Origin of the sequence: Rathayibacter rubneri (assembly GCF_023743255.1) — a bacterium.
Classification (GTDB): Bacteria; Actinomycetota; Actinomycetes; order Actinomycetales; family Microbacteriaceae; genus Rathayibacter; species Rathayibacter rubneri.
Map to the genome: position 1 here is coordinate 1 of NZ_JAMRYM010000018.1, position 23,806 is coordinate 23,806.

Genomic DNA, 23,806 nt, shown 5'->3' on the forward strand with positions numbered 1-23,806 from the left:
TGGAACGACCCCGTCGCCGTCGCCGCCGGCATGCTCGGCGCCGCGATCGTCTCGGGCGACGTCGTCGTGCACAAGCCCAGCGAGCGCAGCCCCGGCACAGGCGCCCTCTTCACCCGCCTCCTCGCCGAGGCGCTCCCCGAGGGCGTCCTCACGCTCGTCGAGGGAGACGGCGCGGTCGGCGACGCCCTCGCCCGCACCGAGGGCGTCGACGTCCTCGCGCACGTCGGATCCACGGCCACGGGCCGCGCCCTCGCCCGCGTCGCCGCCGTCACCGGAGCGCACGTGATCCTCGAGAACGGCGGCAACGACGCGCTCGTCGTCGACGCCGACGTCGATCCGGTGTGGGCCGCCGAGCAGGCCGCCCTCGGCGCCTTCGCCAACGCCGGCCAGATCTGCACCTCCGTCGAGCGGATCTACGTGCACCGAGCCGTCGCCGAGGCGTTCACCGCCGCGCTCGTCGCCGAGGCCGAGCGCTGGAGCGCAGGCCCCCTCCCCCGCCTCGTCGACGCCCGCATGCGCGACGCCGTGCACGAGCACGTGACCGAGGCGCTCGAGTCCGGCGCCCGCGCCCTCACCGGCGGAGCGCCCGGCGACGGCACCTTCTACCCGGCCACGGTCCTCGCCGACTGCACCGACGAGATGCTCGTCATGACCGAGGAGACCTTCGGCCCGGTCGCGCCGATCGCCGTCGTCGACGACTTCGACGAGGCGCTCGCCCGCGCCGCCGCGAGCCCCTACGGCCTCGCCGCCACCGTGCTCACCGCCGACATGGAGCACGCGCACCGGGCGGCCGCGACACTCCCGGTCGGCACCGTCAAGATCAACGGCGTCTTCGGAGGCGCACCCGGCGGCAGCGCGCAGCCGCGCGGCACGAGCGGGTCGGGCTTCGGCTACGGCCCCGAGCTGCTGGACGAGATGACCACCACCACGGTCGTCCACTTCGGCCTCCCCGTCCTCCCCGGCGGCGCGCGATGAGCCTCGAGGGCTCCGCGCTCCAGCGGGCGAGCGCGCTGGTCGCGCACGTGCGCGAGCACCCTCCCGTCGTCGCCGTGATCGGCGACCTCATCCTCGACTCCTGGTGGCTGGGCGACGCCGAGCGGGTCACGCGCGAGGCCCCGGCCCCGGTCCTCCGCCTCGATGACGTCGTCGACGTCGCGGGCGGCGCGGCCAACACTGCCGCGAACCTGGCCGCCCTGGGAGCCGAGGTCCGCACGGTCGGAGTCGCGGGCCGCGACCCCGAGGGCGACCGCCTGATCGCCTCGCTCGAGCGCGCGGGTCTTCAGACCGGTGCGATCCTCCGCACCACCGCCGCCACCACGATCAAGACCCGCGTGGTGGGCGGCGACAGCGTCATGCTGCGCGTCGACTCCGGCCCGCACCGCCCCACCGACGCCGAGATCGAGCAGCTCGCCGAGCTCGCGGTCCGGGCGGCCGAGGGCGCCGACGCCGTGCTCGTCTGCGACTACGGCTCCGGCATCCTCCGCTCGGCCGTCGAGCGCGTGCTCGCCGCCCGGCGCCCGGGGCTCCTGGTCGTCGACGCTCACGAGCTCGCCGACTGGGCCTTCGCCCGCCCCGACCTCGTCACGCCCAACGCCAAGGAGGCCGAGGTCCTCCTGGGCGCCGCCCTCGGCCGCGGAGCCGCGAGGGCGACCGCCGTCCGCGACGCCGCCGACCAGCTGCGCGAGCGCTCCGGCGCCCGTCACGTAGTGGTCACCCTCGATCGCGAGGGCAGCCTCGCCCTCGACGAGGACGGCACCGTCAGCCGCACCTTCGCGCAGCCCGCGGAGGAGAAGCAGGCGTCCGGAGCCGGCGACACGTTCGCCGCCACCGCGACGCTCGCCCTGGCCGCCGGCCGCTCCCTCGCCACCGCCGTCGATCTCGCCCAGGCGGCGGCCGACGTCGTCGTCCAGCGCCCCGGCACCTCCGTCTGCTCCGCCGACGACCTCCTCGCCTCCCTCGCCGCCCCGGGCGCCGTGGTCCTCGGCGAGGACCGCCTCGTCGAGGTCCTCGCGGAGGAGTCGCGCCGCGGCCGCCGCATCGTCTTCACCAACGGCTGCTTCGACGTCCTGCACCGCGGGCACACCGCCTACCTCCGCCAGGCGCGCGAGCTCGGCGACGTGCTGGTGGTCGCCGTGAACGACGACGACTCGGTCCGCCGACTCAAGGGCGAGGGCCGACCGATCAATCCCGAGGGCGACCGCGCCGGAGTGATCGCCGAGCTGGGCTGCGTCGACTACGTCACGCTCTTCAGCGGCGACACCCCCATCCCGCTGCTCGAGCGCGTGCAGCCGCACGTCTACGTGAAGGGCGGCGACTACAACCCCGACATGCTCCAGGAGGCGGTGGTCGTCCGCTCCTACGGCGGCACCGTCACGACGGTCGGCTACGTGTCCGAGCACTCCACCACCGAGATGGTGCAGCGCATCCGATCGGCGGCCCCGCGGTGAGCAGCCGGCGCTGGTCGGGCCGCTGGGGGCGGCCCACCGTGCCCGAGGCCCCGCTGATCGACGTGCTCGTGCCGACCGTCGGGCGCCGCGCCGAACTGGCCGCGACCCTCGCCGGTCTCGCCGCGCAGGACGATCCCCCGTTCCGCGTGATGATCAGCGACCAGTCCGACGGTGCGGTCGCCGAGAACGATCCGACCGTGCTCGCGATGCTCCGCGTGCTCGAGGCGCAGGGCCGAGCGCCGTTCGTCAGCCGTCACCTCCCGCGCCGCGGTCTCGCGGAGCAGCGCCACTACCTGCTCTCCCTCTCGAGCGCCCCGGCCGTCCTGTTCCTCGACGACGACGTGTGGCTCGAGCCGGGCACTCTGCTCCGACTGCACGAGGCCCTGGAGCGCCTCGGCTGCGGCTTCGTCGGCTCCGCCGTGCAGGGGCTGTCGTACCTCGGGGACGAGCGCCCGCACGAGCAGGCGGCCTTCCAGCCGTGGGACGACGGCGTGCGGCCCGAGCGCGTCCGCCGCGGCACGCCCGAGTTCGACCGCTGGCCCCTGCACAACGCGGCGAACCTGACGCACCTCGCCGCCCGCCTCGACGTGGCCGAGGGCGACTGGCGCGCCTACCGCGTCGCGTGGCTCGGCGCCTGCATCCTCTACCGCCGCGACGCCCTGGTGGCCAGCGGCGGCTTCGACTTCTGGGAGCAGCTGCCCCCGGAGCACAGCGGCGAGGACGTCGCCGCGCAGTGGCGCGTCATGGAGCGGTTCGGCGGCGCGGGGCTCATCCCCAGCGGCGCCGTCCACCTCGAGACGCCCACGACGGTCACCGACCGGCGCGTCGACGCCTTCGACCGGCTCTTCGCCGAAGAGCACACCCCGTAACACCTGCACGGCGACGAAAGGACAGCACGATGGACGCACCGAACCCTATCCAGATCCAGAAGTACCTCTCCGGAATCGACTACCCCGCCTCGAAGGACACGATCGTCGAGACCGCAGAGAAGGAGAACGCTCCCAGCGACGTCCTCGACGCCCTGCGCGCCATCCCGGAGGGCGACTACGACGCGCCCACCGCGGTGAGCTCGGCCGTCTCGAACGTCTGACCCGCACGCGAGAGGCCCCTCGCGCCCGCCGTCCGGCGGTGCGCGACGGGCCTCTCCTCGTGTCCGGAGCGATCAGACGGTCGCGTCCTCGCGCTCGCGCAGCACTCCCGACTCCAGGGCCTGGAACGAGAGCACCTTGTAGCCCTCGGACTCGAAGAAGATCGTCGCCCGGTCCGACTCGACGCTCATGACCGTGCCGGTGCCCCACTCGCGGTGCTCCACCGACTCGTCGACCGAGAGCGGAGCGTCGGCCGGCGCCGAGGAGGCCGCCTCCTGCTGCGCCTCGTGCCGCTCGCAGCCGTCGCAGTTGCCGCACCACTCCGGGCCCTCGACGCCGAAGTAGTCGAGCAGCACCCGCCGGCGGCACTGCTGCGTCTCGGCGTACGCGCGCATCATCGACAGCCGCGACTCCGCGATCCGCTCCCGGGAGGCCACGGCGTCGGCCACCGCCTGCACGGCGTCGTCGGCGCTCGCCTCGCGGGTGGGGCGGACGCCCTTCCCGGTCTCGATCAGACCCGCGTCGGCGAGATCGTTGACGAGTCGGGAGAGGGTCCGGGCCGGCTTCCCGAGCTCCTGCGCGAGCTCCGCGATCGTGCGACCGGGCTCCGCGCTCACCGCGGCCCAGATCACGCGCAGCGCGGCCTTGTCGACCGAGCGCTTGGCGAAGAAGCGGCGCAGCCCCAGGTCCTCGGCGCGGTAGTGCAGCGCGCCGGTCGCTGGCTCGCCGTCGCGTCCCGCCCGCCCGATCTCCTGGTAGTAGGCGTCCAGCGACTCGGTCGTGGTCGCGTGCAGCACGAAGCGCACGTCCGCGCGGTCGATGCCCATCCCGAACGCGGAGGTGGCGACGACGACGTCGAGCTCGCCCGCGCGCCAGCGCTCGTGCACCTCGCGACGTTCGGACACCTTCAGCCCCGCGTGGTACGCCGCGACCGTGCGGCCCTCCGCGCCGATCTCCTCGGCGTACGTCTCGGTCTCCTTGCGCGTCGCGACGTAGACGAGTCCCGGAGCCGTCCAGCTCCGCGCCTCCTCGACCACGGCCGCGCGCTTCTCGTTCTCGCTCTCGTGGCGGTGCACGACGAGGCGGATCTCGGGCCGGTCCACGCCGTGGACCTGCACCTCCGGGTCCGTCATGCGCAGGCGCTCGATGATCTCGGCCCGCACGGGGCCGGACGCCGTCGCGGTCATCGCGAGCACCGGAGGGTCGCCCAGCTCGCCGCGCACGTCCGCGAGACGGAGGTAGTCGGGCCGGAAGTCGTGCCCCCAGCTCGAGACGCAGTGCGCCTCGTCGACGACCAGGAGCGAGACGCCCGCCTTCGCGAGACGCGCCACGTTCTCGGCCTTCGCGAGCTGCTCAGGCGCGAGGAGCACGTAGAGCGGACCGCCCTCGTCGATGCGCTCCCAGGCGCGGGCGACCGCCGCGGCGCCCAGGGAGGAGTTCACCGCGACGGCGGGCGGCGCCGCCGGCGCGGCTTCGATCGAGGCGAGCTGATCGGCCTGCAGGGCGACGAGCGGAGAGACGACGAGGACGACTCCCCCGCGCTCGGCTCCCGCGATCTGGTACACGGCGGACTTGCCGCCGCCCGTCGCGAGGACCAGCAGGGTGTCGCGTCCGGAGGCCGCCGATTCGATCGCCTCGCGCTGCCCCGGCAGGAGCGACGTCCAGCCGAAGTCCTCTCGGGCGATGCGTGCGACGGGGTCGTTCCGGGACGAGTTCATGCCTTCGACGCTACGTCGAACACCCCTTCGAGGGACTCCGCTTGACAGCTCGGGGGAGCTCGGTGAAGCGCTCCCAGCCGCCCCGCCCGCCGACGCGCCGGTCGCTTCCGCGACCTGTTTGTCAACGTCCTGCGGCGCCGCCGGCTCCGTGCTGGGCTGGAGATCCACCGACGAGAGGAACAGACATGGCGAACGAGGACCTCCCCGAGCAGACCACCGGAGCCGGCGCGACCGCGGGCGCCGACCCGACCGCCGTCGACGGCGCGCAGACCACCCTCCCCGGCGAGGACGCGACGGACGCCTCGATGGCGGGAGCCGCTCCCGGCGGCACCGCGATCGACCGCGGGACGTCCGACCAGGTCACCGACCTGGACAGCGGAGGCGACTCCGTCGCCGACGACGACGAGCTGCCCGACGAGACGACCGGCCCGACCACCGCCGACTGACCCTCCCGCTCCACGCCTCCGGCACACTTCCGGGTCGCGGAGGTCCGTCCGGCTCGCAGAACGACGTTCGGCTCGCGAGGATCAGCGATCCCTGCGAGCCGAACGCCTTCCTGCGAGCCGGATGTCCGACCGGGGCCGGACCGGAGACCCTCAGTTCCGGACGATCACCGGATTGAACAGCGTCCCGATCCCCTCGATGTCGATCGCCACCGTGTCCCCGTTCGCGATCGGCCCTATCCCGGCCGGCGTGCCGGTGAGGATGATGTCCCCCGGCAGCAGGGTGAACACCCGCGACACGTACGCCACGATCTCGGGCACCCCGTGGATCATGTCGCCCGTGTTCCCGGACTGCACGCGGCGTCCGTTCACGCGCGTCTCCAAGGCCGCCTCGTTCCAGACGAACTCGGTCTCGATGACCGGCCCGATCGGGCAGAACGTGTCGTAGCCCTTCGCCCGCGTCCACTGGCCGTCGCTCTGCTGCAGGTCGCGCGCCGTGACGTCGTTCGCGATCGTGTACCCGAAGACGACGTCCTCGTAGTCCTCCGCGCGCACGTTCCGCGCGACGGCGCCGATCACGATCGCGAGCTCGCCCTCGTAGTCGACCTGCCGGCTGTCCTCGGGCAGCACGATCGCCTCGTCCGGCCCGATCACGGAGGTGTTGGGCTTGAGGAACATCAGCGGCTCGGCCGGGGCGTCCCCGCCCATCTCGGCCGCGTGGTCCGAGTAGTTCTTGCCGATGCCGACGACCTTCGAGCGCGGGATCACCGGGGCGAGGAGCTTCGCCTCCGAGATCGGGATGCGCTCCCCCGTCGTGTCGAATCCGGCGAACATCGGGTCCCCGGCGAGCACGACGAGGTCGTCCTCGTCGACGATCCCGAAGTGGATCGCTCCCCCGTTGTCCCCCGAGCGCTGCGTGGCGAATCGTGCGATCTTCATGCGTCCAACCTCGTCATCCATCCGTGCCGGTCCTCGCGGCGTCCGTACTGGATGCCGGTCAGCTCCTCCCGCAGCGACATCGTGAGCTCGCCCGCGGGCGCGCCCTCGCGGCCGACCGAGAAGCCCTCGCCCTTGAGCTCGGCGATCGGAGTGATGACCGCGGCGGTCCCGCACGCGAACACCTCCACCACGTCGCCCGACGTCACTCCATCGCGCCACTCGTCGATGCTCACACGACGCCGCTCGACGCGGTGGCCGCGGTCCTCGGCGAGCTGCAGCACGCTGTCGCGCGTGATGCCCTCGAGGATCGAGTCCGACTCCGGAGTGACGAGCGTGCCGTCCTTCTTGACCAGCACCACGTTCATGCCGCCGAGCTCCTCGATGTACTGCGACTCCTGCGAGTCCAGGAACAGCACCTGCGCGCAGCCGTGCTCGTACGCCTCCTGCTGCGGCAGCAGCGACGAGGCGTAGTTGCCGCCGGTCTTCGCGGCGCCGGTGCCGCCCTTGCCCGCCCGGGCGTAGGAGGTGGAGAGCCAGATCGACACGGGAGCGACGCCGCCCGAGAAGTAGGCGCCCGCGGGGCTCGCGATCACGTAGTAGCCGACCTTCTCGGCCGCGCGCACCCCCAGGAACGCCTCCTTCGCGAACATGAAGGGCCGCAGGTACAGGCTCGTCTCGGGCTCCGAGGGCACCCAGTCGCCGTCGACCGCGATGAGCTGGCGGAGCGACTCGAGGAAGTGCCCGGTCGGCAGCTCCGGCAGTGCGAGGCGGCGGGCCGAGCGCTGCAGGCGCGCGGCGTTCGCCTCGGGGCGGAACGTCCAGATCGAGCCGTCCGCGTGGCGGTACGCCTTCATCCCCTCGAAGATCTCCTGCGCGTAGTGCAGGACCGCCGCGGCGGGGTCGAGCGCGATCGGCCCGTAGGGCTGCACGCGCGGGCGGTGCCAGCCGCCGGTGCGCGACCAGCAGATGTCGACCATGTGGTCGGTGAAGAAGACGCCGAAGCCGGGGTCGGCGAGGATCCGGTCGCGCTCCTCGGCCGAGCGCGGCTCGGGGTTCGGGGTCACCTGGAAGGCGAGATCCTGCGGGGCGAGCGGGAGGGGGATGGTCATCAGGGGTTCTCTCTACGAAGGCGTCGGGGAGGAGGGGCCGCCGGGGCGAAGGTCAGCGCAGGCGCGCGACGATCGCGTCGCCGATCGCCGAGGTGGCGCGGACGGAGCCGTCGCGGGACTCGATGTCGGCGGTCACCGCCGCCGTCACGCGAGCGGCCTCGTCGGTGCGGCCCAGGTGGTCCAGCAGCAGCGCCACCGAGAGGATCGCGGCGGTCGGATCGGCGAGCTGCTTCCCGGCGATGTCGGGCGCGGATCCGTGGACCGGCTCGAACATGCTGGGGAACGCGCCGTCGGGGTTGATGTTGCCCGAGGCGGCGAGGCCGATGCCGCCGCTGATCGCGCCGGCCAGATCGGTCAGGATGTCGCCGAAGAGGTTGTCGGTGACGATGACGTCGAACCTAGCAGGGTCGGTCACGAGGAAGATCGTCGCCGCGTCCACGTGGAGGTAGTCGACGGCCACGTCCTCGTAGGTGGCCCCCACCTCGTCCACGAACCGCTTCCACAGCGATCCGGAGAACACGAGCACGTTGGTCTTGTGCACGAGGGTGAGCTTGGAGCGGCGCTTGCGGGCCAGCTCGAACGCGTGGCGCACCACGCGCTCGACGCCGTAGGCCGTGTTCACCGACACCTCGTTGGCGATCTCGTGCGGGGTGCCCTGCCGGATCGCCCCGCCGTTGCCGACGTACGGGCCCTCGGTGCCCTCGCGGACCACCACGAAGTCGACGTCGCCGGGCTCGGAGAGCGGCGACGGCACGCCCGGGTACACGCGGGTCGGGCGCAGGTTCACGTAGTGGTCGAGCGCGAAGCGCAGGCGCAGCAGCAGTCCGCGCTCGATGTTCGCGTCCTTCAGCCGCGGGTCCCCGGGAACCCCGCCGACGGCGCCCAGGAGGATCGCGTCGTGGGCCGCGATCGCCGCCAGGTCCTCGTCGGTGAGCACGTCGCCGGTCTCGAGGAACCGGGCCGCCCCGAGCGAGAACGGGGTCTTCTCGATCACCAGGTCGGAGTCGGCGGTCACCGCGTCGAGGACCTTCACGGCCTCGGCGATCACCTCCGGTCCGATCCCGTCTCCGGGGATGACGGCGAGCTTCACGGTGCGGGGCATGGGCATCCTCAGGCGTGCGGGGAGGGCAGATACGATCCCAGCGTACTCTCGGGCACTCAGCTGCGGCGCAGGCGCCAGGCGGCGATGACGGCCGCGAGCAGCACGAGGCCCACTCCGATCCACGCCGACCAGCCCACTCCGGCGTCGAACGCCGCACCGGCCGAGGCCAGGAGGCTCGCCGCGGAGTCGGCGGGCAGCTCGCCCGCCACCGACACCGCGCCGCCCAGGGTCTCCCCCGCGCGCTGCACCTGCCCGGCGTCGAGACCCTCGGGCAGCACCACGCCGCTGCGGTACGCCGCCGTCAGCACGGTCCCGAGTGTCGCGGTCCCGAGCACCGCGCCCAGCTCGTAGGCCGTCTCGGACACCGCGGAGGCGGCTCCGGCCTTGTCGGCCGGGGCGTTCGCGAGGACGAGCTCGTTCGAGACCGTCTCGGCCGCGCCGATGCCCAGCCCGAGGAACGCGAACGAGACCGCGACCGTCAGAGCCGTGGCTCCCCCCTCGACGCCGCTGCCGAGGGCCAGCAGTGCGTAGCCGACGGCCGACACCACGAGCCCGGCGGGCACGACGACGCGCGGGGAGATGCGGCGCGCGACGGGCACGACGCCCAGTCCCGCCACGATCATGACCGCGAGCCCCGGCACGAGCACGAGCCCCGCCTGCAGCGGCGAGAGGCCGACGACCAGCTGCAGGTGCTGCGAGACGAAGAAGAGCCCGCCGACGAGCGCGACGACGCTGAGGAGGTTGACGACGATCGCCGCGCTGAACGAGCCGCGGCGGAAGAGCGAGAGATCGAGCATCGGCACCGCGCGGCGCTGCTGGCGCCGCACGAACAGCACGCCGCTCACCGCGCCGACCACCAGCGCGACCACGGCCACGGCGTCGACCCCGTGCTCGGCCGCCGACTTCACCGCGTAGACGATCGGGGCCATGGTGGCGAGCGAGAGGACGATGCTGACCACGTCGACCGGCCCCGGGTGCGGATCGCGCGACTCCGGCACCAGGATCGGCGCGAGCACGACCAGCGGCAGCAGCACGGGCACCGCGAGCAGGAACACCGCGCCCCACGGGAAGCTCTCGAGAAGGACCCCGCCTACGAGCGGCCCCACAGCCGAGCCCACCGCGAAGCCGGTGGCCCAGATCGCGATGGCGAGCCTGCGCTGGTCGCGGTTCGGGAACAGGCTGCGCAGGAGCGACAGCGTCGAGGGCATCAGGGTCGCCCCGAACAGGCCCAGCGCCGCGCGGGCCGCGATGAGCGCCCCGGCCGTCGGAGCGAAGGCCGCGGCCACCGAGACGACGGCGAAGCCGATCGCGCCGATCACGAGCAGCTTCCGACGGCCCACCCGGTCGCCCAGGCTCCCCATCGCGACCAGGAGGCCCGCGAGCACCAGCGGGTACGCGTCGACGATCCACAGCAGCTCGGTACCCGTCGGTCCGAGGTCCTCGGCGATCAGCGGCAGCGCGAAGTTGAGAACGGTGTTGTCGACCGAGACCAGCAGCACCGGCAGCATCAGCACCGCGAGGGCGAGCCATGCGCGGCGGCCGACGCGGTCGGCGGCGGCGGGGGGAACGGTCACGGAGGCGGTGCGGGCGGACACGGTGGTGCTCTCTCTCGGAGTCGGGTCGCGCCGGGCGCGGAAGGGCTCGGCCGGCGACTCCGGAAGTATACCGTCCAGCCGGTACAGTAACGCAAGGGCGACCGTAGGATGGGGGCCGTGCCCCCCGCCTCCTCCGCCCGCGACCGCGTCCTCGACGCCTTCGAGGAACTGCTGAACGAGCAGGGCGAGCGCGCCGCGACCCTCGATGCCGTCGCCCGCGCGGCCGGCGTCTCCAAGGGCGGGCTGCTCTACCACTTCCCCTCGAAGGACGCCCTCGTCGACGGCCTGCTCCAGCGCCTCGACGAGCGCCTGGCCGAGGACATCGAGCGCATCCGCGCGTCGGACGAGGGCGTCGTTCCCTACCTGATCCGCACGTCCTTCGCGGTCGACACCCCCTTCGACCGCACCATCCTCGCCGTCTCCCGCATCGCGCAGGGCAACGACGAGCGCGCGAGCGCCGGCCTCGCCCGCCTCCACGACAGCTGGACCGCGGTGGTCGCCGAGGCGGTCGGCGATCCCCTGGTCGCGCGCGCGATCGTGCTGATGAGCGACGGGCTCTACTACAACTCCGCCCTGCTGCCCACGGGCAGGGAGTCGCCCGGCGACGTCGACGAGGTCCTCGCGATCATCGACCGCCTGCTCGCCGCGCCCGGCGCCGAGCACTGATCCCGGAACGACGGAGCCCGCCCCGCGTGCACTCGCGGGACGGGCTCGGAACGCGCTCGAGGAGCGCCGGGGTCACTGCTCCGTGATGTCGATCTCCTGCATGATGTCGGCGTCGATCGCGACGCGGACCTTCTCGAGCAGGCCCGCCGGCGCCGGCGAGTCGATCGTGATCACCGAGAGGGCCTTGCCGCCCGCCTCGGTGCGAGCGACCTGCATGCCCGCGATGTTCACCGAGGCCTCGCCGAACTCGCGGCCGTAGACCGCGACGATGCCGGGGCGGTCGACGTAGCTCATGACGACGTGGTGCTTCGCGATCGGCACCTCGACGTCGTAGCCGTTGATCGCGACGAGCTTCTCGACCTGCTTGGTGCCGGTGAGCGTGCCCGAGACCGAGATCTGCGAGCCGTCCGAGAGGGCGCCGCTCAGCGTGATCAGGTTGCGGTACTCGTCCGAGACGGCGTCGGTGATCAGGCGCACCTCGATGCCGCGCTGCTCCGCGAGGACCGGGGCGTTGACGTACGAGACGGTCTCGGACACGACGTTGGTGAACACGCCCTTGAGCGCCGCGAGCTTGAGCACCTTGACGTCGTAGCCGGCGAGCTCGCCGCGCACCTCGACGTCGATCGAAGTGACGGGCGAGTGCGCGAGGCCGGCGAAGACCTGCCCGAGCTTCTCGACCAGCGGGATGCCGGGGCGGACGTACTCGTCGATGACGCCTCCGGCGACGTTCACCGCGTCGGGGACGAGCTCGCCCGACAGCGCGAGGCGCACCGACTTGGCGACCGAGACGCCGGCCTTCTCCTGCGCCTCGTCGGTCGACGCTCCGAGGTGCGGAGTGACGACGACGTTCTCGAGCGCCAGCAGCGGCGAGCCGACCGGCGGCTCCTTGACGAACACGTCGAGCCCGGCGCCGGCGATGGTGTTCGCGACGAGCGCGCGGTGCAGCGCGTCCTCGTCGATCAGCCCGCCGCGGGCGACGTTGACGATGTAGGCGCTCGGCTTCATCAGCGCGAGCTGCTCGTCCGAGATCATGCCGGTCGTCTCGGGGGTCTTCGGCATGTGGATCGTGATGAAGTCGCTCTGCGCGAGGAGCTCCTCGAGCGACAGGAGCGTGACTCCGAGCTGCTGCGCGCGAGCGCTGGTGACGTAGGGGTCGTACGCGACGACGTCCACGCCGAAGGCCTGCAGGCGCGCGGTGATGAGAGCGCCGATGCGGCCGAGGCCGATGATGCCGACGGTCTTCTCGTAGAGCTCGGTGCCGGTGTACTTCGAGCGCTTCCACAGCCCCTGCGCGAGCGCGCTGTGCGCCGCCGGGATGTGGCGGGCGAGGCTCAGGATGTGGCCCACGGTCAGCTCGGCCGCCGAGATGATGTTGGAGGTCGGCGCGTTGACGACCATGACGCCGGCGGCGGTCGCCGCGGTGATGTCGACGTTGTCGAGACCCACTCCCGCGCGTGCGATCACCTTCAGCGACGGCGCCGCGGCGATGGCCTCGGCGTCGACCTGCGTCGCCGAGCGGACGAGGATCGCGTCGGCGGTGCCGAGCGCCTCGAGCAGCGCCGGGCGGTCGGTGCCGTCCACGTTCCTGACCTCGAAGTCGGGACCCAGGGCGTCGACGGTGGCGGGCGAGAGTTCTTCGGCGATCAGGACGACCGGCTTTGTCACGAGTGCGCTTCCTTCGGGGAGGGGACGGTGCAGGCGCCGGACGCGGGGTCGTGGAGCCCCCGCCACTGTAGCGGAGGCCCGCCTCTCGGCCCCGCTGTGTGACGCGGCTCAGCCGAGGGTGACGAGGCTCGCGAAGCCGAAGACCTGCTGCAGGTCCAGCGACAGCGCCGCCGAGACGCACAGCGCGGCGAGCAGGAGGCCCGCCCGGGCGGCGACCCCTCGGCGCCGACCCAGCACCAGGGCGAGGACGAAGCAGACGACGGGGAGGGCGAGCGAGAGCAGCAGCACCGTCCAGCCGGTGGCGTTCAGATCCGTGCCCAGGCCCGCCGCGTAGGCGCGGATGCCGACGAGGTTGCCGATCGCCTCCCACACGTCCCAGGCGAGGAGCGCGCCGACGACCACGGCGAGCAGGACGGTCAGGGCGAGGCCCTTGCCGCGCCCCGTCCGTCGGCCGCCGAGGGTCGCCTTCACGGCGGTGTCGTCCGTCATCCTCACGCCCCCTTCAGGAACGGCAGCGGAGCCAGCAGCACGAGCCCGGCGAGCAGCCAGAGCACGCGGGTGCGCACCCGGGAGTCGCGGGCGCCGAGCAGGACGACGGCGAACCAGGTGACCGGAGCGGCGACCGCCAGCCAGAGGCCGAGTCCGTAGAGCGCACCGCCGAGCGGATCCCCGGCGAAGGTCGCCGTGATCGTCGCGTTCTGCCGGGTCGCGGTGATCATCCAGCCGATCGTGTACAGGAGGTAGAGCCCGGCGGTGACGCCGGTGGCGACCAGGAGCACGGAGGAGGCGGCGGCCGCCTCGGCCTCGGTCGTCCGGTCGTCGTCCTCGGCTCCGTCGTCCTCGGCTCCGTCGTCCTCGAGGAGCTCCTCCGGGACCTCCTCGGCGGTCTCGCCGTCGAGGGCAGGGCGCGAGGCGGGCGCCGAGCGCACCGCCCGCGGCGGACGTCGTCGCGTCGCGGTCTCCCCGGCCGCGAGCGTCGGGTCCTCGTCCTCGCCCGCCCAGCTGAGCGCGTCGTCGTCCCTGGCATCGATCACCCCGACACCCTAACCGCGCCCGCCTTCCAGGAGGCTCGGAGCCGCCGTCGCCCGGGCGTCACCTCGCAGACACCCCCGCGCCACCAGCCGGTCCCCCGTCCGCGCGATTCTCCTCCGATGGGGGAACGCACTGCGGCGGCCGGCGAGCGGCGCTTCGTCGCGATCGGCGACTCCTTCACCGAGGGCGTCGGCGATCCGCACCCGCGGCTGCCCAACGGCGTCCGCGGCTGGGCCGACCGGGTCGCGGACCGGCTCGCGAAGGCGGAGCCCGGCTGGGAGTACGCGAACCTCGCGATCCGCTCGAAGCGCCTCGCCCAGATCCGCGACGAGCAGCTGCAGCCCGCCCTCGCACTGCGGCCGACGCTCGTCTCCCTCTACGCGGGCGGGAACGACATCCTCGACCTCGGCACCGACATGTGCGTCCTGGTCCGCGAGTACGAGAGCCTCGTCGACGCCCTGGCCACCACCGGAGCCTCGCTCGTCCTGTTCACCGGGTTCGACATCCCGGGGCTGCCCGCACCGCGGATGTTCGTCCGCCGCAATCGGATCTACAACAGCGCCGTCCGCCGCATCGCCCGCGAACGCGGCGCGATCCTCGTCGACTACTGGCGCATGCAGGCGTTCCGCGAGCCGATGATGTGGTCGCCCGACCGGATGCACCTCTCCAAGCGCGGCCACCGCTACCTCGCGGCTCGCGTGCTCGAGATCCTCGGCGTCCCGCACACGATCTCGGCGGGTCCGTGGGAGGCGCCAGAGCCGCTGACTCCGCGGGAGTGGCTGCGCGACCAGCACCGCTGGACCGCCGACTGGCTGCTCCCGCTCGTCGGACGCAAGATCCGCCGGGTCACTCTGGGCGACGGCCTGCAGCCGCGCTGGCCGGACCCGGTGCGCGTACCGCCGAAGGGCGGCCTGCGCCGCCTCGCCCGCGACGCAGGCGGCTAGCTCAGCAGCGGCAGCACGATCACCGGGAGCAGGGCCACCGCCAGCAGGACGATCGGCGCGATCCGTCCCGCGACGGGATTCTCGGGCGCCGCCTTCCGCGACGCACCGGACAGCGCCCGTCGGTCGATCCCGGCCACTCCCCCGCGGACCGACAGCGGCCCCTCCTCGAGGTCTCCCGGCCACAGCTCGGTGAGCAGGCGACGGCTCCGGGCCAGATGCGCATCGGCGTCCGTCCTCATGGCTATCGGCAGAGCGCTCGCCTGCGACGACCCGATGCCCACGGCGGCCCCCGCCGCAGCGAGGACGCCGGCCGCGAGCACGCGCCCGTCCTCCACGCCGAGGACCACGGCCGAGATCAGCAGGAGAGCGCCCGCTCCCGCCGCGAGGACGCCGGCGAGCGAGAGCAGGCTGAAGACCACCGAGCGGCGCCAGAGGCCGGCCGATGCGCTCCGCGACCGCGCATCAGCCCGCTCCGCAGCCGACGGTGCGAGGATCCTCGCGAGGTCCGCCGGGGTCAGGGCGTCCTCGGGCAGCCGGACGTCGTACGGGAGATCGGCGGTCTGGTCGAGGTCGCTCCGGTCGAAGTCGGAGGGCACCGGCCACGCGGCGCGCGTGAACCGCTGCGCCGCTCGTTCCGACCGGTGGCGGAGTGCGACCGCGGTGGCGACCAGCGTCGTCGCCGCGATCAGCGCGAGCGGGAATCCCGCGAGGATGCGCAGCAGCGGCGGCGACGACTCCAGGATCCCGCCGGACAGCAGCGCGAGCGCCGCCGCGAGCCCCGCCCCCGTCAGCCCGGAGAGGACGACCCCCGCCGACACTCCCCACGACATCCCGTCCCGAGCCGCCGCAGTCGTCTCGTCCCACTGCCGCAGCCGCCGCGCCCGTCGCTCCATCCGCCCCACGCTACCCGCAGCAGCGAGGGCGGACCCGCGTCCTGCGCGCGCCCTCCTAGCCGGTCGAGCAGCCCCGCGGGGTCGCATCGAGACCCGCACCTCTCAGCCTCGATCTCCCGGGAACAGACCCCGCCCCCTCCTGCTGGTCGAGCAGCCCCGCAGGGGCGTAGTGAGCGGCGGAACCGCGTTGCTCGTCAGTCTGCTGGTCGAGTAGCCCCGCAGGGGCGTATCGAGACCCGCGTCCACCAGCAGATGCGCTGATGACCCGGCCTCGTGGCGATGGTGGATCTCGATACGCCCGCTGCGCGGGCTACTCGATCAGCAGAGGCGGCCCGGACGCGAGGGAACCCCGACCCGTCGAGGGAGCCCGCAGGAGCGGGTTCCTTCGACGGTCCGGGGTTCCCTCGGTCCGTCCGACGTCAGTGCGTCAGCGCGCGACGCTGCCGTCGGTGTAGTCGGTGTCGGTCTGCTTCCAGGCGAACAGCTTGCGCAGCTCGCGGCCGGTCGCCTCGATCGGGTGCTGCTCGCCCTTGGCGCGCAGCTCCTGGAACTCGGGCGCTCCGGCGTCCTGGTCCGCGATGAAGCGCTTCGCGAACGCGCCGCTCTGGATGTCGCCGAGGACCGCCTGCATGTTCGCCTTGACGCTGGGGTCGATGACGCGGGGGCCCGACACGTAGTCGCCGTACTCGGCGGTGTCGGAGACCGACCAGCGCTGCTTGGCGATGCCGCCCTCCCACATGAGGTCCACGATCAGCTTGAGCTCGTGGAGCACCTCGAAGTAGGCGATCTCGGGCTGGTAGCCGGCCTCGACGAGGGTCTCGAAGCCGTACTGCACGAGCTGCGAGGTGCCGCCGCAGAGCACGGCCTGCTCGCCGAACAGGTCGGTCTCGGTCTCCTCGGTGAAGGTGGTCTTGATGACGCCCGCGCGGGTGCCTCCGATGGCCTTCGCGTAGGACTTCGCGGTCTCCCAGGCGGTGCCCGACGCGTCGTTCTCGACGGCGATGATGTCCGGGATGCCGCGGCCGGCGACGAACTCGCGGCGCACGGTGTGGCCCGGGGCCTTCGGCGCGATGAGGATCACGTCGACGCCCGCGGGCGCCTCGATGTAGCCGAAGCGGATGTTGAAGCCGTGCGCGAAGGCGAGCGTCTTGCCCTCGGTCAGCTTGTCCGCGATCTGCTCGCTGTAGATCGCGCGCTGGTGCTGGTCCGGCGCGAGGATCATGATCAGGTCGGCCCAGTCGGCGGCGTCGGCGACGCTCTTGACCTCGAAGCCGTCGTCCTCGGCCTTGGCGGTCGACTTCGACCCGTCCTTGAGCGCGATGACGACCTGGACGCCGGAGTCGCGGAGGTTCTGCGCGTGGGCGTGGCCCTGCGAGCCGTAGCCGACGATGGCGACCTTCTTGGCCTGGATGATCGAGAGATCGGCGTCGGTGTCGTAGATGAGCTCGGTCACGTGGTGTGTCCTTTTCTGTTGAGGAGTGGTCGCGGTCAGTTCTTGAAGACGCGCTCGGTGATCGACTTCGAGCCGCGCCCGATGGCGAGCAGGCCCGACTGCGCGATCTCCTTGATGCCGTAGGGCTCGATGACGCGGAGGAAGGCGTTGGTCTTCCCGGAGTCGCCCGTCACCTCGATGACGAGCGCGTCGGTCGCGACGTCGACCACGCGGGCGCGGAAGAGGTTCACGGCCTCGAGCACCTGCGAGCGGGTGACGTTGTCGACGCGCACCTTCACGAGCAGGTGCTCGCGGTGCACCGACTGGTCGGGGTCGAGCTCGACGATCTTGATCACGTTGACGAGCTTGTTGAGCTGCTTCGTGACCTGCTCGAGCGGGAGGTCCTCGACGTCGACCGCGACCGTGATGCGCGACAGGCCGTCGAGCTCGGTCGGGCCCACGGCGAGGGACTCGATGTTGAAGCCGCGGCGGGCGAAGAGCCCGGCGACACGGGTGAGCAGTCCCGGCTTGTCCTCGACGAGCAGGGAGAGAACGTGGTGCGTCATGCGGTCTACTCCTCGTCGTCCCAGGTCGGGCTGTGGTCTCTGGCGTACTGGACGTAGCTGTTCGAGACGCCCTGGGGCACCATCGGCCACACCATCGAATCGCGGCTGACCACGAAGTCGATGACCACGGGACGGTCGTTCGTCGCGATGGCGAGGCGGATCGCGTCGTCGATCTCCTCGGGCTTCGTGACCCGGATGCCGAGAGCGCCGTACGCGTCGGCCAGCTTCACGAAGTCGGGCACGCGCACGGTGTCGTGTCCCGTGTTGAGGTCGGTGTTGGAGTAGCGGCCCTCGTAGAAGAGGGTCTGCCACTGCCGCACCATGCCGAGCGAGGAGTTGTTGATCACCGCGACCTTGATCGGGATGTCGTTGATCGTGCAGGTGGCGAGCTCCTGATTGGTCATCTGGAAGCAGCCGTCGCCGTCGATCGCCCACACGACGCGGTCGGGTTCGCCGACCTTGGCGCCCATGGCGGCCGGGACGGAGTAGCCCATCGTGCCGGCACCGCCCGAGTTCAGCCACGAGTTGGGGCGCTCGTACTTGATGAACTGCGCGGCCCACATCTGGTGCTGGCCGACTCCGGAGGCGAAGACGCCCTCGGGGCCGGTGAGCTCGCCGATCCGCTTGATCACGTACTGCGGCGAGAGCTGGCCGTCGGTCGGCTCCGTGTAGCCGAGCGGGAACTCCTCCTGGAGGCCCTTGAGGTACGACCACCACTCGGAGGTGTCGGGCGCGCCGCCGTCGATCGCCTTCGCGAACGCGTCGGTGAGGTCGGGCAGCACGTCCTTGAGGTCGCCCACGATCGGCACGTCGGCGGTGCGGATCTTGGAGATCTCGGCGGGGTCGATGTCGACGTGCACGACCTTGGCGTGCGGAGCGAAGAGCGCCGCCTTGCCGGTCACGCGGTCGTCGAAGCGCGAGCCGAGCGCGAGGATGAGGTCGGCCTCCTGCAGCGCCAGCACCGCGGGGACGGTGCCGTGCATGCCGGGCATGCCGAGGTGCTGGTCGTGCGAGTCCGGGAACGCTCCGCGGGCCATCAGCGTGGTGACCACCGGGGCGCCGGACGCCTCGGCGAACGCCAGGAGCTCGGCGGAGGCGCGGGCGCGGATGATGCCGCCGCCGACGTAGAGCACCGGCTTCTTCGACTCGGCGAGCAGCTGGGCCGCGGCCTGGATCTGCTTGCCGTGCGCCTTGGTGACGGGCCGGTAGCCGGGCAGGTCGATCTTCGGCGGCCAGAGGAACGGCGCCTCGTTCTGCTGCGCGTCCTTCGTGATGTCGACGAGGACGGGGCCGGGGCGGCCGGTCGTCGCGATGAGGGCGGCGGAGGCGAGCGCCTGCGGGATGTCCTCGGGGCGCGTGACCAGGATCGAGTGCTTCGTGATCGGCATGGTGATGCCGACGATGTCCGCCTCCTGGAAGGCGTCGGTGCCCATCAGCGTCGAGAAGACCTGGCCGGTGATCGCGAGCATCGGGACGGAGTCCATGTAGGCGTCCGCGATGGCCGTGACGAGGTTCGTCGCTCCAGGGCCGGACGTCGCGATGCAGACGCCGAGCTTGCCTGTCGCCGAGGCGTAGCCCTCGGCGGCGTGGCCGGCGCCCTGCTCGTGGCGGACCAGGATGTGGCGGATCTTCGACGAGTCCATCAGCGGGTCGTAGACCGGGAGGATCGCGCCTCCGGGCAGACCGAAGACGTCCTCGATGCCGAGCATCTCGAGCGAGCGGACGACCGCCTGCGCTCCGGTGAGGTTCTCGGCCTCGGGGGCCGGGGCCGCAGCGGACGCGGCGGGACGGGGTGGCTGGGGCGTCGGTGCGGGATGCACGGCGGACGGGTCCGGGGTCATGCGGGTGTCGTTTCCTTCGAGAGGGAGTGCGGCGGCGGGCACCGGACCGCGAGGTCCGGAACCCGGGAGGCGCGAGTGCGCGGCCGACCGGAGCGGGCCGGGGTCACCCGGTGGTGGCGCCCACGGCCGCCGAGCGCACGAGCTTGGCGTACTTGGCGAGGACACCGCGGGTGTAGCGCGGAGGAAGGGGGGCCCAGCCTTCTCGGCGGGCGGCGAGCTCGGAGTCGTCGACAAGTAGGTCGATCGAGCGAGCGGCGATGTCGACCCGAATCGGGTCCCCATCGCGGACGAATGCGATGGGACCTGCGTCCACCGATTCGGGTGCGATGTGTCCGATGCACAGGCCGGTTGTGCCGCCTGAGAATCGTCCGTCGGTCAAGAGTAGTACATCTTTTCCGAGCCCCGCGCCCTTGATGGCGGCGGTGATGGCGAGCATCTCGCGCATCCCCGGGCCGCCCTTCGGGCCCTCGTAGCGGATGACCACCACGTCGCCCTTCTCGATCTCGCCGTTCGTCAGGGCGTCCATCGCGGCGCGCTCGCGCTCGAAGACGCGCGCGGGGCCCTCGAACACGGAGGCGTCGAAGCCGGCGGTCTTGACGACCGCGCCCTCGGGGGCGAGCGAGCCCTTGAGGATCGTGAGGCCGCCCGTCGCGTGGATCGGGTTGTCGAGCGTGCGGATGACCTCGCCGTCCAGCGGCGCGATGTCCATCGCCGCGAGGTTCTCGGCGACCGTCTTCCCGGTGACCGTGAGGCAGTCGCCGTGCAGGAGGCCGGCGTCCAGCAGCGCCTTCATGACGGCGGGCACGCCGCCGTGGCGGTCGACGTCGTTCATGACGTACTTGCCGAACGGCTTGAGGTCGCCGATGTGCGGGATCGTGTCGCCGATGCGGTTGAAGTCGTCGATCGTGAGGTCGACCTCGGCCTCGTTGGCGATCGCGAGCAGGTGCAGGATGACGTTGGTCGACCCGCCGAAGGCCATCGCGACGGCGATCGCGTTCTCGAACGCCTCCTTCGTCAGGATGTCGCGCGCGGTGGTGCCGTTGCGCAGCATCTCGACCACGGCCTCCCCCGACTTCCGGGCGAAGTAGTCGCGGCGGCGGTCGGCCGCGGCGGGCGAGGCGGAGCCGGGCAGGCTCATCCCGAGCGCCTCGGCGACGCTGGCCATGGTGTTCGCGGTGTACATGCCGCCGCACGAGCCCTCGCCCGGGGCGAAGGCGCACTCGATGCGCTTGGCGTCCTCCTCGGACATGATGCCGGCCTTCACGCCGCCGACCGCCTCGAAGGAGTCGATGATCGTGATGTCCTTCTCGGTGCCGTCCGAGAGCTTCACCCAGCCCGGGGCGATGGAGCCCGCGTAGACGAAGACGGCGGCGAGGTCGAGTCGCGCGGCGGCCATCAGCATGCCGGGCAGCGACTTGTCGCAGCCGGCGAGCATGACGGTGCCGTCGAGGCGCTCGGCCATCATCACGGTCTCGACGGAGTCGGCGATGACCTCGCGCGAGACGAGCGAGAAGTGCATGCCCTCGTGGCCCATCGAGATGCCGTCGGACACCGAGATGGTGCCGAACTGCAGCGGGTACCCGCCACCCGAGTGCACGCCCTCCTTGGCGGAGCGCGCGAGGCGCTCGAGGGAGAGGTTGCAGGGGGTGATCTCGTTCCAGGAGGACGCGATCCCGATCTGGGGCTTCTCCCAGTCGTCGTCGCCCATTCCGACGGCGCGGAGCATCCCGCGCGACGTCGTGGCCTCGATGCCGTCCGTGACGGTGCGCGAACGAGGCTTCCAATCGATTTCCGGCATGTGACGAGGCTACCGCCTCGCGACGCCTGCTCCGGCGCTCCCGGGCCCCGCGATCAACGGGTGCGTCACGCTGAGGCGCCGCGGAACTCCGCCAGCAGGGAGAGCACGTGCGCGACCTGCTCGGGGCCCCGGACGCGGTACGCGGCGGAGGTGGTGCCCGGTCCGCTCTTCACTCCCACGTCGCCGGAGCGCATCACGGCGAAGGCGTCCTCGTCGGTCACGTCGTCGCCGGCGTAGAGCACCGCGGTCGCCCCCGTGTAGCGGCGGAGGTGCTCGACCGCCTCGCCCTTGGTCGTCGAGCGCACCGAGAACTCGAGCACGTTCTTGCCCTCGCGCACGTGCACGCCCGCGACCTCGGCGCGGGCCTCCGACAGCGCGACGACGTGGGCGACCCGGCTGTGCTTGTCGGTCGCGAGGCGCGTGTGCAGCGCGAATCCGGCCGGCTTGTCCTCGATCCAGACGTTGTCGATCCCGCGGGCGATGCCCTTGAGCACGCCCTCGAGGCGGTCGACCTTGGCGAGCTCGACGGGGTCCAGGCGCACGGCGTCCTCGTCGGGGTCGAGGCGGATCTCGACGCCGTGCGAGCCGACCAGCAGCGCCTCGTCGGGCAGCTGCGACACCTCCTCCAGGCTCTCGAGCGCGCGGCCCGAGACGAGGGCGACGCGGGTGCCGGGCAGGGCCAGCAGGCGCAGGACCGCCTCGCGGGCCTCCGGCAGGGCGCGGGCGCGGGCGGGGTCGTCGACCTCGGGCGCGAGCGTGCCGTCGAAGTCGAGGGCGACCAGGAGCCGACCCGTCGCCGCCAGCTCGCGCAGGGCGAGGACGAGGCGGTCGGGGACGCCGGGCAGGTGCGGGTCGACGGGCGACGGGGTGACGGTGCTCATCGCGCCTCCGCCTCCTTGCCGCGCTCGGAGTCCTCGCGGTGCTCGGCCTCCTGGCCGAGGGGCGCCTCCTGGCCGCGCGCCGCGGGATGCACGTCGAGCTGCTGGCCCTTCGCGTGCTCGGCGAGCGCCGCGAGGAAGCTCTCGGACCAGCGGGAGACGTCGTTCTCGAGCACGCGGCGCCGCAGCGCCCGCATCCGCCGCGACTTCTCGGAGCGCGGCATGCGGGCCGCGGCCTCCATCGCGTCCTTCAGCCCGGAGATGTCGTGGGGGTTGATCTGCACGGCCTGCTTGAGCTCGTCGGCGGCTCCGGTGAACTCGCTCAGCACCAGCACTCCGTCGTTGTCGAAGCGCGAGGCCACGTACTCCTTCGCCACCAGGTTCATCCCGTCGCGCAGCGCCGTGACGAGCATCACGTCGGCGGCGAGGTAGAGCGCCACCATCTCCTCGCGGGGGTAGCCGTGGTGCAGGTAGCTGATCGCCGGGTGCCCGATCTTGCCGTAGTCGCCGTTGATGCGGCCGACCTGCAGCTCGATGTCGTCGCGCAGCTGACGGTAGGTGTCGACGCGCTCGCGGCTCGGGCTCGCGACCTGCACGAGGACGGCGTCCTCGGTGCTCAGCCGGCCGTCGGCCAGGAGCTCGCCGAAGGCCTTCAGTCGGTGGCCGATGCCCTTGGTGTAGTCGAGGCGGTCGACGCCGAGCATGATGACCGCCGGATTCCCCAGCTCGTCGCGGATCTCCCGGGCGCGGGCCTGGATCTCCGGGGTGCGGGCCATGGCCTCGAAGAAGGCGGAGTCGATCGAGATCGGGAAGTGGCGGGCGACGACGGGGCGCACGCTCGCGCCGCGGCGCGAGCGGTTGACGCGGCGCGTCCCCTCGACCGCCTCCTCCTCGACCGGCACCTCGACGACGGTGCTGCGCGTGTCGTAGCCGAGCAGGCGGCGGACCGCGCGGAGGAAGCTGCCCGCGTCGCCCTGTCGCTGGAAGCCGATCACGTCGGCGCCCAGCAGTCCCTCGACGATCTGCTTGCGCCAGGGCAGCTGGGCGAAGATCCCGTAGGGCGGGAACGGGATGTGGTTGAAGAAGCCGATGGTGACGTCGGGGCGGAGCTCGCGGAGCATCTTGGGCACGAGCTGCAGCTGGTAGTCCTGCACCCAGACCACGCCGTCCTGCTCCGTCACGGCGGCGGCGGCCTCGGCGAAGCGGCGGTTGACCCGGACGTAGGCGTCCCACCAGTCGCGGTGGTACGTGGGAGGTGCGATGACGTCGTGGTAGAGCGGCCAGAGCGTGTCGTTCGAGAAGCCCTCGTAGTAGTCCTCGAGCTCCTGCGCGCTCAGTGCGACGGGCACGATCAGCACGCCGTCGTTCTCGAACGGGGCGACGACCTCGTCGGCGACGCCGGGCCAGCCGACCCAGGCGCCCTCGTTCGCGCGCATGACCGGCTCGAGCGCCGTCACGAGTCCGCCGGGGGACGTCTTCCACGACGCGGTGCCGTCCTCCGCCGTGACGCGGTCGACGGGGAGCCGGTTGGACACCACCACGAACGCGTTGCGCGGTGCCGGAGCACCGTCCTGAGGATCGGGGACTGAGTGCTCGGAGATGGTGTACCCCTCGTCGAATCGGGTCGTCGTGGACCCCAGGAGGCTACCA

Annotated in this window: 22 protein-coding genes; 7 read left to right on the forward strand and 15 right to left on the reverse strand. The window is 72.3% G+C overall.

Annotated elements, in window-relative coordinates:
• The 4 genes from NB037_RS06540 to NB037_RS06555 all read left to right on the forward strand — a co-directional run.
• Positions 1-975, forward strand: a 975-nt coding sequence (locus NB037_RS06540; protein WP_251944494.1) for an aldehyde dehydrogenase family protein, incomplete at its 5' end; no start/stop codon positions are given.
• Positions 972-2,447, forward strand: a complete 1,476-nt coding sequence (gene rfaE2, locus NB037_RS06545) for a D-glycero-beta-D-manno-heptose 1-phosphate adenylyltransferase (protein ID WP_251944495.1) — start codon at positions 972-974, stop codon at positions 2,445-2,447. The genes NB037_RS06540 and rfaE2, both read left to right, overlap by 4 nt.
• Positions 2,444-3,316 carry a glycosyltransferase family A protein gene (locus NB037_RS06550; protein ID WP_251944496.1) on the forward strand — a complete coding sequence of 291 codons (873 nt, stop codon included), beginning with the start codon at positions 2,444-2,446 and terminating at the stop codon, positions 3,314-3,316. Before rfaE2 ends, NB037_RS06550 begins: the two co-directional genes overlap by 4 nt.
• A gap of 29 nt (positions 3,317-3,345) precedes the next feature.
• Positions 3,346-3,537 (forward strand): DUF2795 domain-containing protein, encoded by a 192-nt coding sequence (locus NB037_RS06555; RefSeq protein ID WP_055793540.1) that lies wholly within the window; start codon positions 3,346-3,348, stop codon positions 3,535-3,537.
• A 72-nt stretch (positions 3,538-3,609) separates the two neighbouring features.
• On the opposite strand, the gene NB037_RS06560 is transcribed toward NB037_RS06555, so the two are convergent.
• Positions 3,610-5,253 carry a RecQ family ATP-dependent DNA helicase gene (locus NB037_RS06560; protein WP_251944497.1) on the reverse strand — a complete coding sequence of 548 codons (1,644 nt, stop codon included), beginning with the start codon at positions 5,251-5,253 and terminating at the stop codon, positions 3,610-3,612.
• 185 nt (positions 5,254-5,438) lie between these two features.
• Between NB037_RS06560 and NB037_RS06565 the strand changes: the two genes are divergently transcribed.
• On the forward strand, positions 5,439-5,699 hold the full coding sequence (locus NB037_RS06565) for a hypothetical protein (protein ID WP_207404699.1): 261 nt from the start codon (positions 5,439-5,441) through the stop codon (positions 5,697-5,699).
• A gap of 150 nt (positions 5,700-5,849) precedes the next feature.
• On the opposite strand, the gene NB037_RS06570 is transcribed toward NB037_RS06565, so the two are convergent.
• Genes NB037_RS06570 through NB037_RS06585 form a run of 4 tightly spaced genes read right to left on the reverse strand, consistent with a single transcriptional unit; the run spans position 5,850 to position 10,441 of the window.
• Complete coding sequence (locus NB037_RS06570; protein ID WP_251944498.1) at positions 5,850-6,635, reverse strand: fumarylacetoacetate hydrolase family protein; 786 nt, start codon at positions 6,633-6,635, stop codon at positions 5,850-5,852.
• Positions 6,632-7,744, reverse strand: a complete 1,113-nt coding sequence (locus tag NB037_RS06575) for a branched-chain amino acid aminotransferase (protein WP_251944499.1) — start codon at positions 7,742-7,744, stop codon at positions 6,632-6,634. Before NB037_RS06575 ends, NB037_RS06570 begins: the two co-directional genes overlap by 4 nt.
• Before the next feature lie 52 nt (positions 7,745-7,796).
• Positions 7,797-8,846, reverse strand: a complete 1,050-nt coding sequence (locus NB037_RS06580) for a 3-isopropylmalate dehydrogenase (protein WP_251944500.1) — start codon at positions 8,844-8,846, stop codon at positions 7,797-7,799.
• Positions 8,847-8,902: 56 nt separating this feature from the next.
• Positions 8,903-10,441 carry an MFS transporter gene (locus NB037_RS06585; protein ID WP_251944501.1) on the reverse strand — a complete coding sequence of 513 codons (1,539 nt, stop codon included), beginning with the start codon at positions 10,439-10,441 and terminating at the stop codon, positions 8,903-8,905.
• A 108-nt stretch (positions 10,442-10,549) separates the two neighbouring features.
• On the opposite strand from NB037_RS06585, the gene NB037_RS06590 reads away from it, so the two are divergent.
• Complete coding sequence (locus tag NB037_RS06590; RefSeq protein ID WP_251944502.1) at positions 10,550-11,107, forward strand: TetR/AcrR family transcriptional regulator; 558 nt, start codon at positions 10,550-10,552, stop codon at positions 11,105-11,107.
• Positions 11,108-11,179: 72 nt separating this feature from the next.
• On the opposite strand, the gene serA is transcribed toward NB037_RS06590, so the two are convergent.
• The 3 genes from serA to NB037_RS06605 all read right to left on the reverse strand — a co-directional run bounded on the left by serA (position 11,180) and on the right by NB037_RS06605 (position 13,806).
• A complete protein-coding gene (gene serA / locus NB037_RS06595) occupies positions 11,180-12,772 on the reverse strand; it encodes a phosphoglycerate dehydrogenase (RefSeq protein ID WP_251944503.1) in 1,593 nt (530 codons plus the stop codon).
• Positions 12,773-12,880: 108 nt separating this feature from the next.
• Positions 12,881-13,261, reverse strand: a complete 381-nt coding sequence (locus NB037_RS06600) for a hypothetical protein (RefSeq protein WP_251944504.1) — start codon at positions 13,259-13,261, stop codon at positions 12,881-12,883.
• A 2-nt stretch (positions 13,262-13,263) separates the two neighbouring features.
• Positions 13,264-13,806 (reverse strand): DNA polymerase III subunit gamma/tau, encoded by a 543-nt coding sequence (locus tag NB037_RS06605; protein ID WP_251944505.1) that lies wholly within the window; start codon positions 13,804-13,806, stop codon positions 13,264-13,266.
• Between the two features lie 117 nt (positions 13,807-13,923).
• Here NB037_RS06605 and NB037_RS06610 point away from each other — a divergent pair, with 117 nt between their 5' ends.
• Complete coding sequence (locus NB037_RS06610; protein WP_251944506.1) at positions 13,924-14,748, forward strand: SGNH/GDSL hydrolase family protein; 825 nt, start codon at positions 13,924-13,926, stop codon at positions 14,746-14,748.
• Here the strand turns inward: NB037_RS06610 and NB037_RS06615 are convergent.
• The 7 genes from NB037_RS06615 to NB037_RS06645 form a co-directional block, all read right to left on the reverse strand.
• Positions 14,745-15,641, reverse strand: a complete 897-nt coding sequence (locus tag NB037_RS06615) for a hypothetical protein (protein WP_251944507.1) — start codon at positions 15,639-15,641, stop codon at positions 14,745-14,747. The two genes, NB037_RS06610 and NB037_RS06615, sit on opposite strands and share 4 nt — an antisense overlap.
• Before the next feature lie 427 nt (positions 15,642-16,068).
• On the reverse strand, positions 16,069-17,094 hold the full coding sequence (ilvC, locus tag NB037_RS06620) for a ketol-acid reductoisomerase (protein WP_207404679.1): 1,026 nt from the start codon (positions 17,092-17,094) through the stop codon (positions 16,069-16,071).
• Between the two features lie 35 nt (positions 17,095-17,129).
• The gene (gene ilvN / locus NB037_RS06625; RefSeq protein ID WP_055793566.1) at positions 17,130-17,639 is read right to left on the reverse strand and encodes an acetolactate synthase small subunit; all 510 of its coding nucleotides are present in this window, start codon (positions 17,637-17,639) and stop codon (positions 17,130-17,132) included.
• A 5-nt stretch (positions 17,640-17,644) separates the two neighbouring features.
• A complete protein-coding gene (locus NB037_RS06630) occupies positions 17,645-19,480 on the reverse strand; it encodes an acetolactate synthase large subunit (protein ID WP_251944508.1) in 1,836 nt (611 codons plus the stop codon).
• Between the two features lie 103 nt (positions 19,481-19,583).
• Entirely contained in the window at positions 19,584-21,278 is a 1,695-nt protein-coding gene (gene ilvD / locus NB037_RS06635; RefSeq protein WP_207404676.1) for a dihydroxy-acid dehydratase, read from the reverse strand.
• Positions 21,279-21,343: 65 nt separating this feature from the next.
• Positions 21,344-22,159 (reverse strand): trehalose-phosphatase, encoded by an 816-nt coding sequence (gene otsB / locus NB037_RS06640; protein WP_251944509.1) that lies wholly within the window; start codon positions 22,157-22,159, stop codon positions 21,344-21,346.
• Positions 22,156-23,691, reverse strand: a complete 1,536-nt coding sequence (locus NB037_RS06645) for an alpha,alpha-trehalose-phosphate synthase (UDP-forming) (protein WP_372490710.1) — start codon at positions 23,689-23,691, stop codon at positions 22,156-22,158. Before NB037_RS06645 ends, otsB begins: the two co-directional genes overlap by 4 nt.
• Positions 23,692-23,806 lie beyond the last annotated feature (115 nt).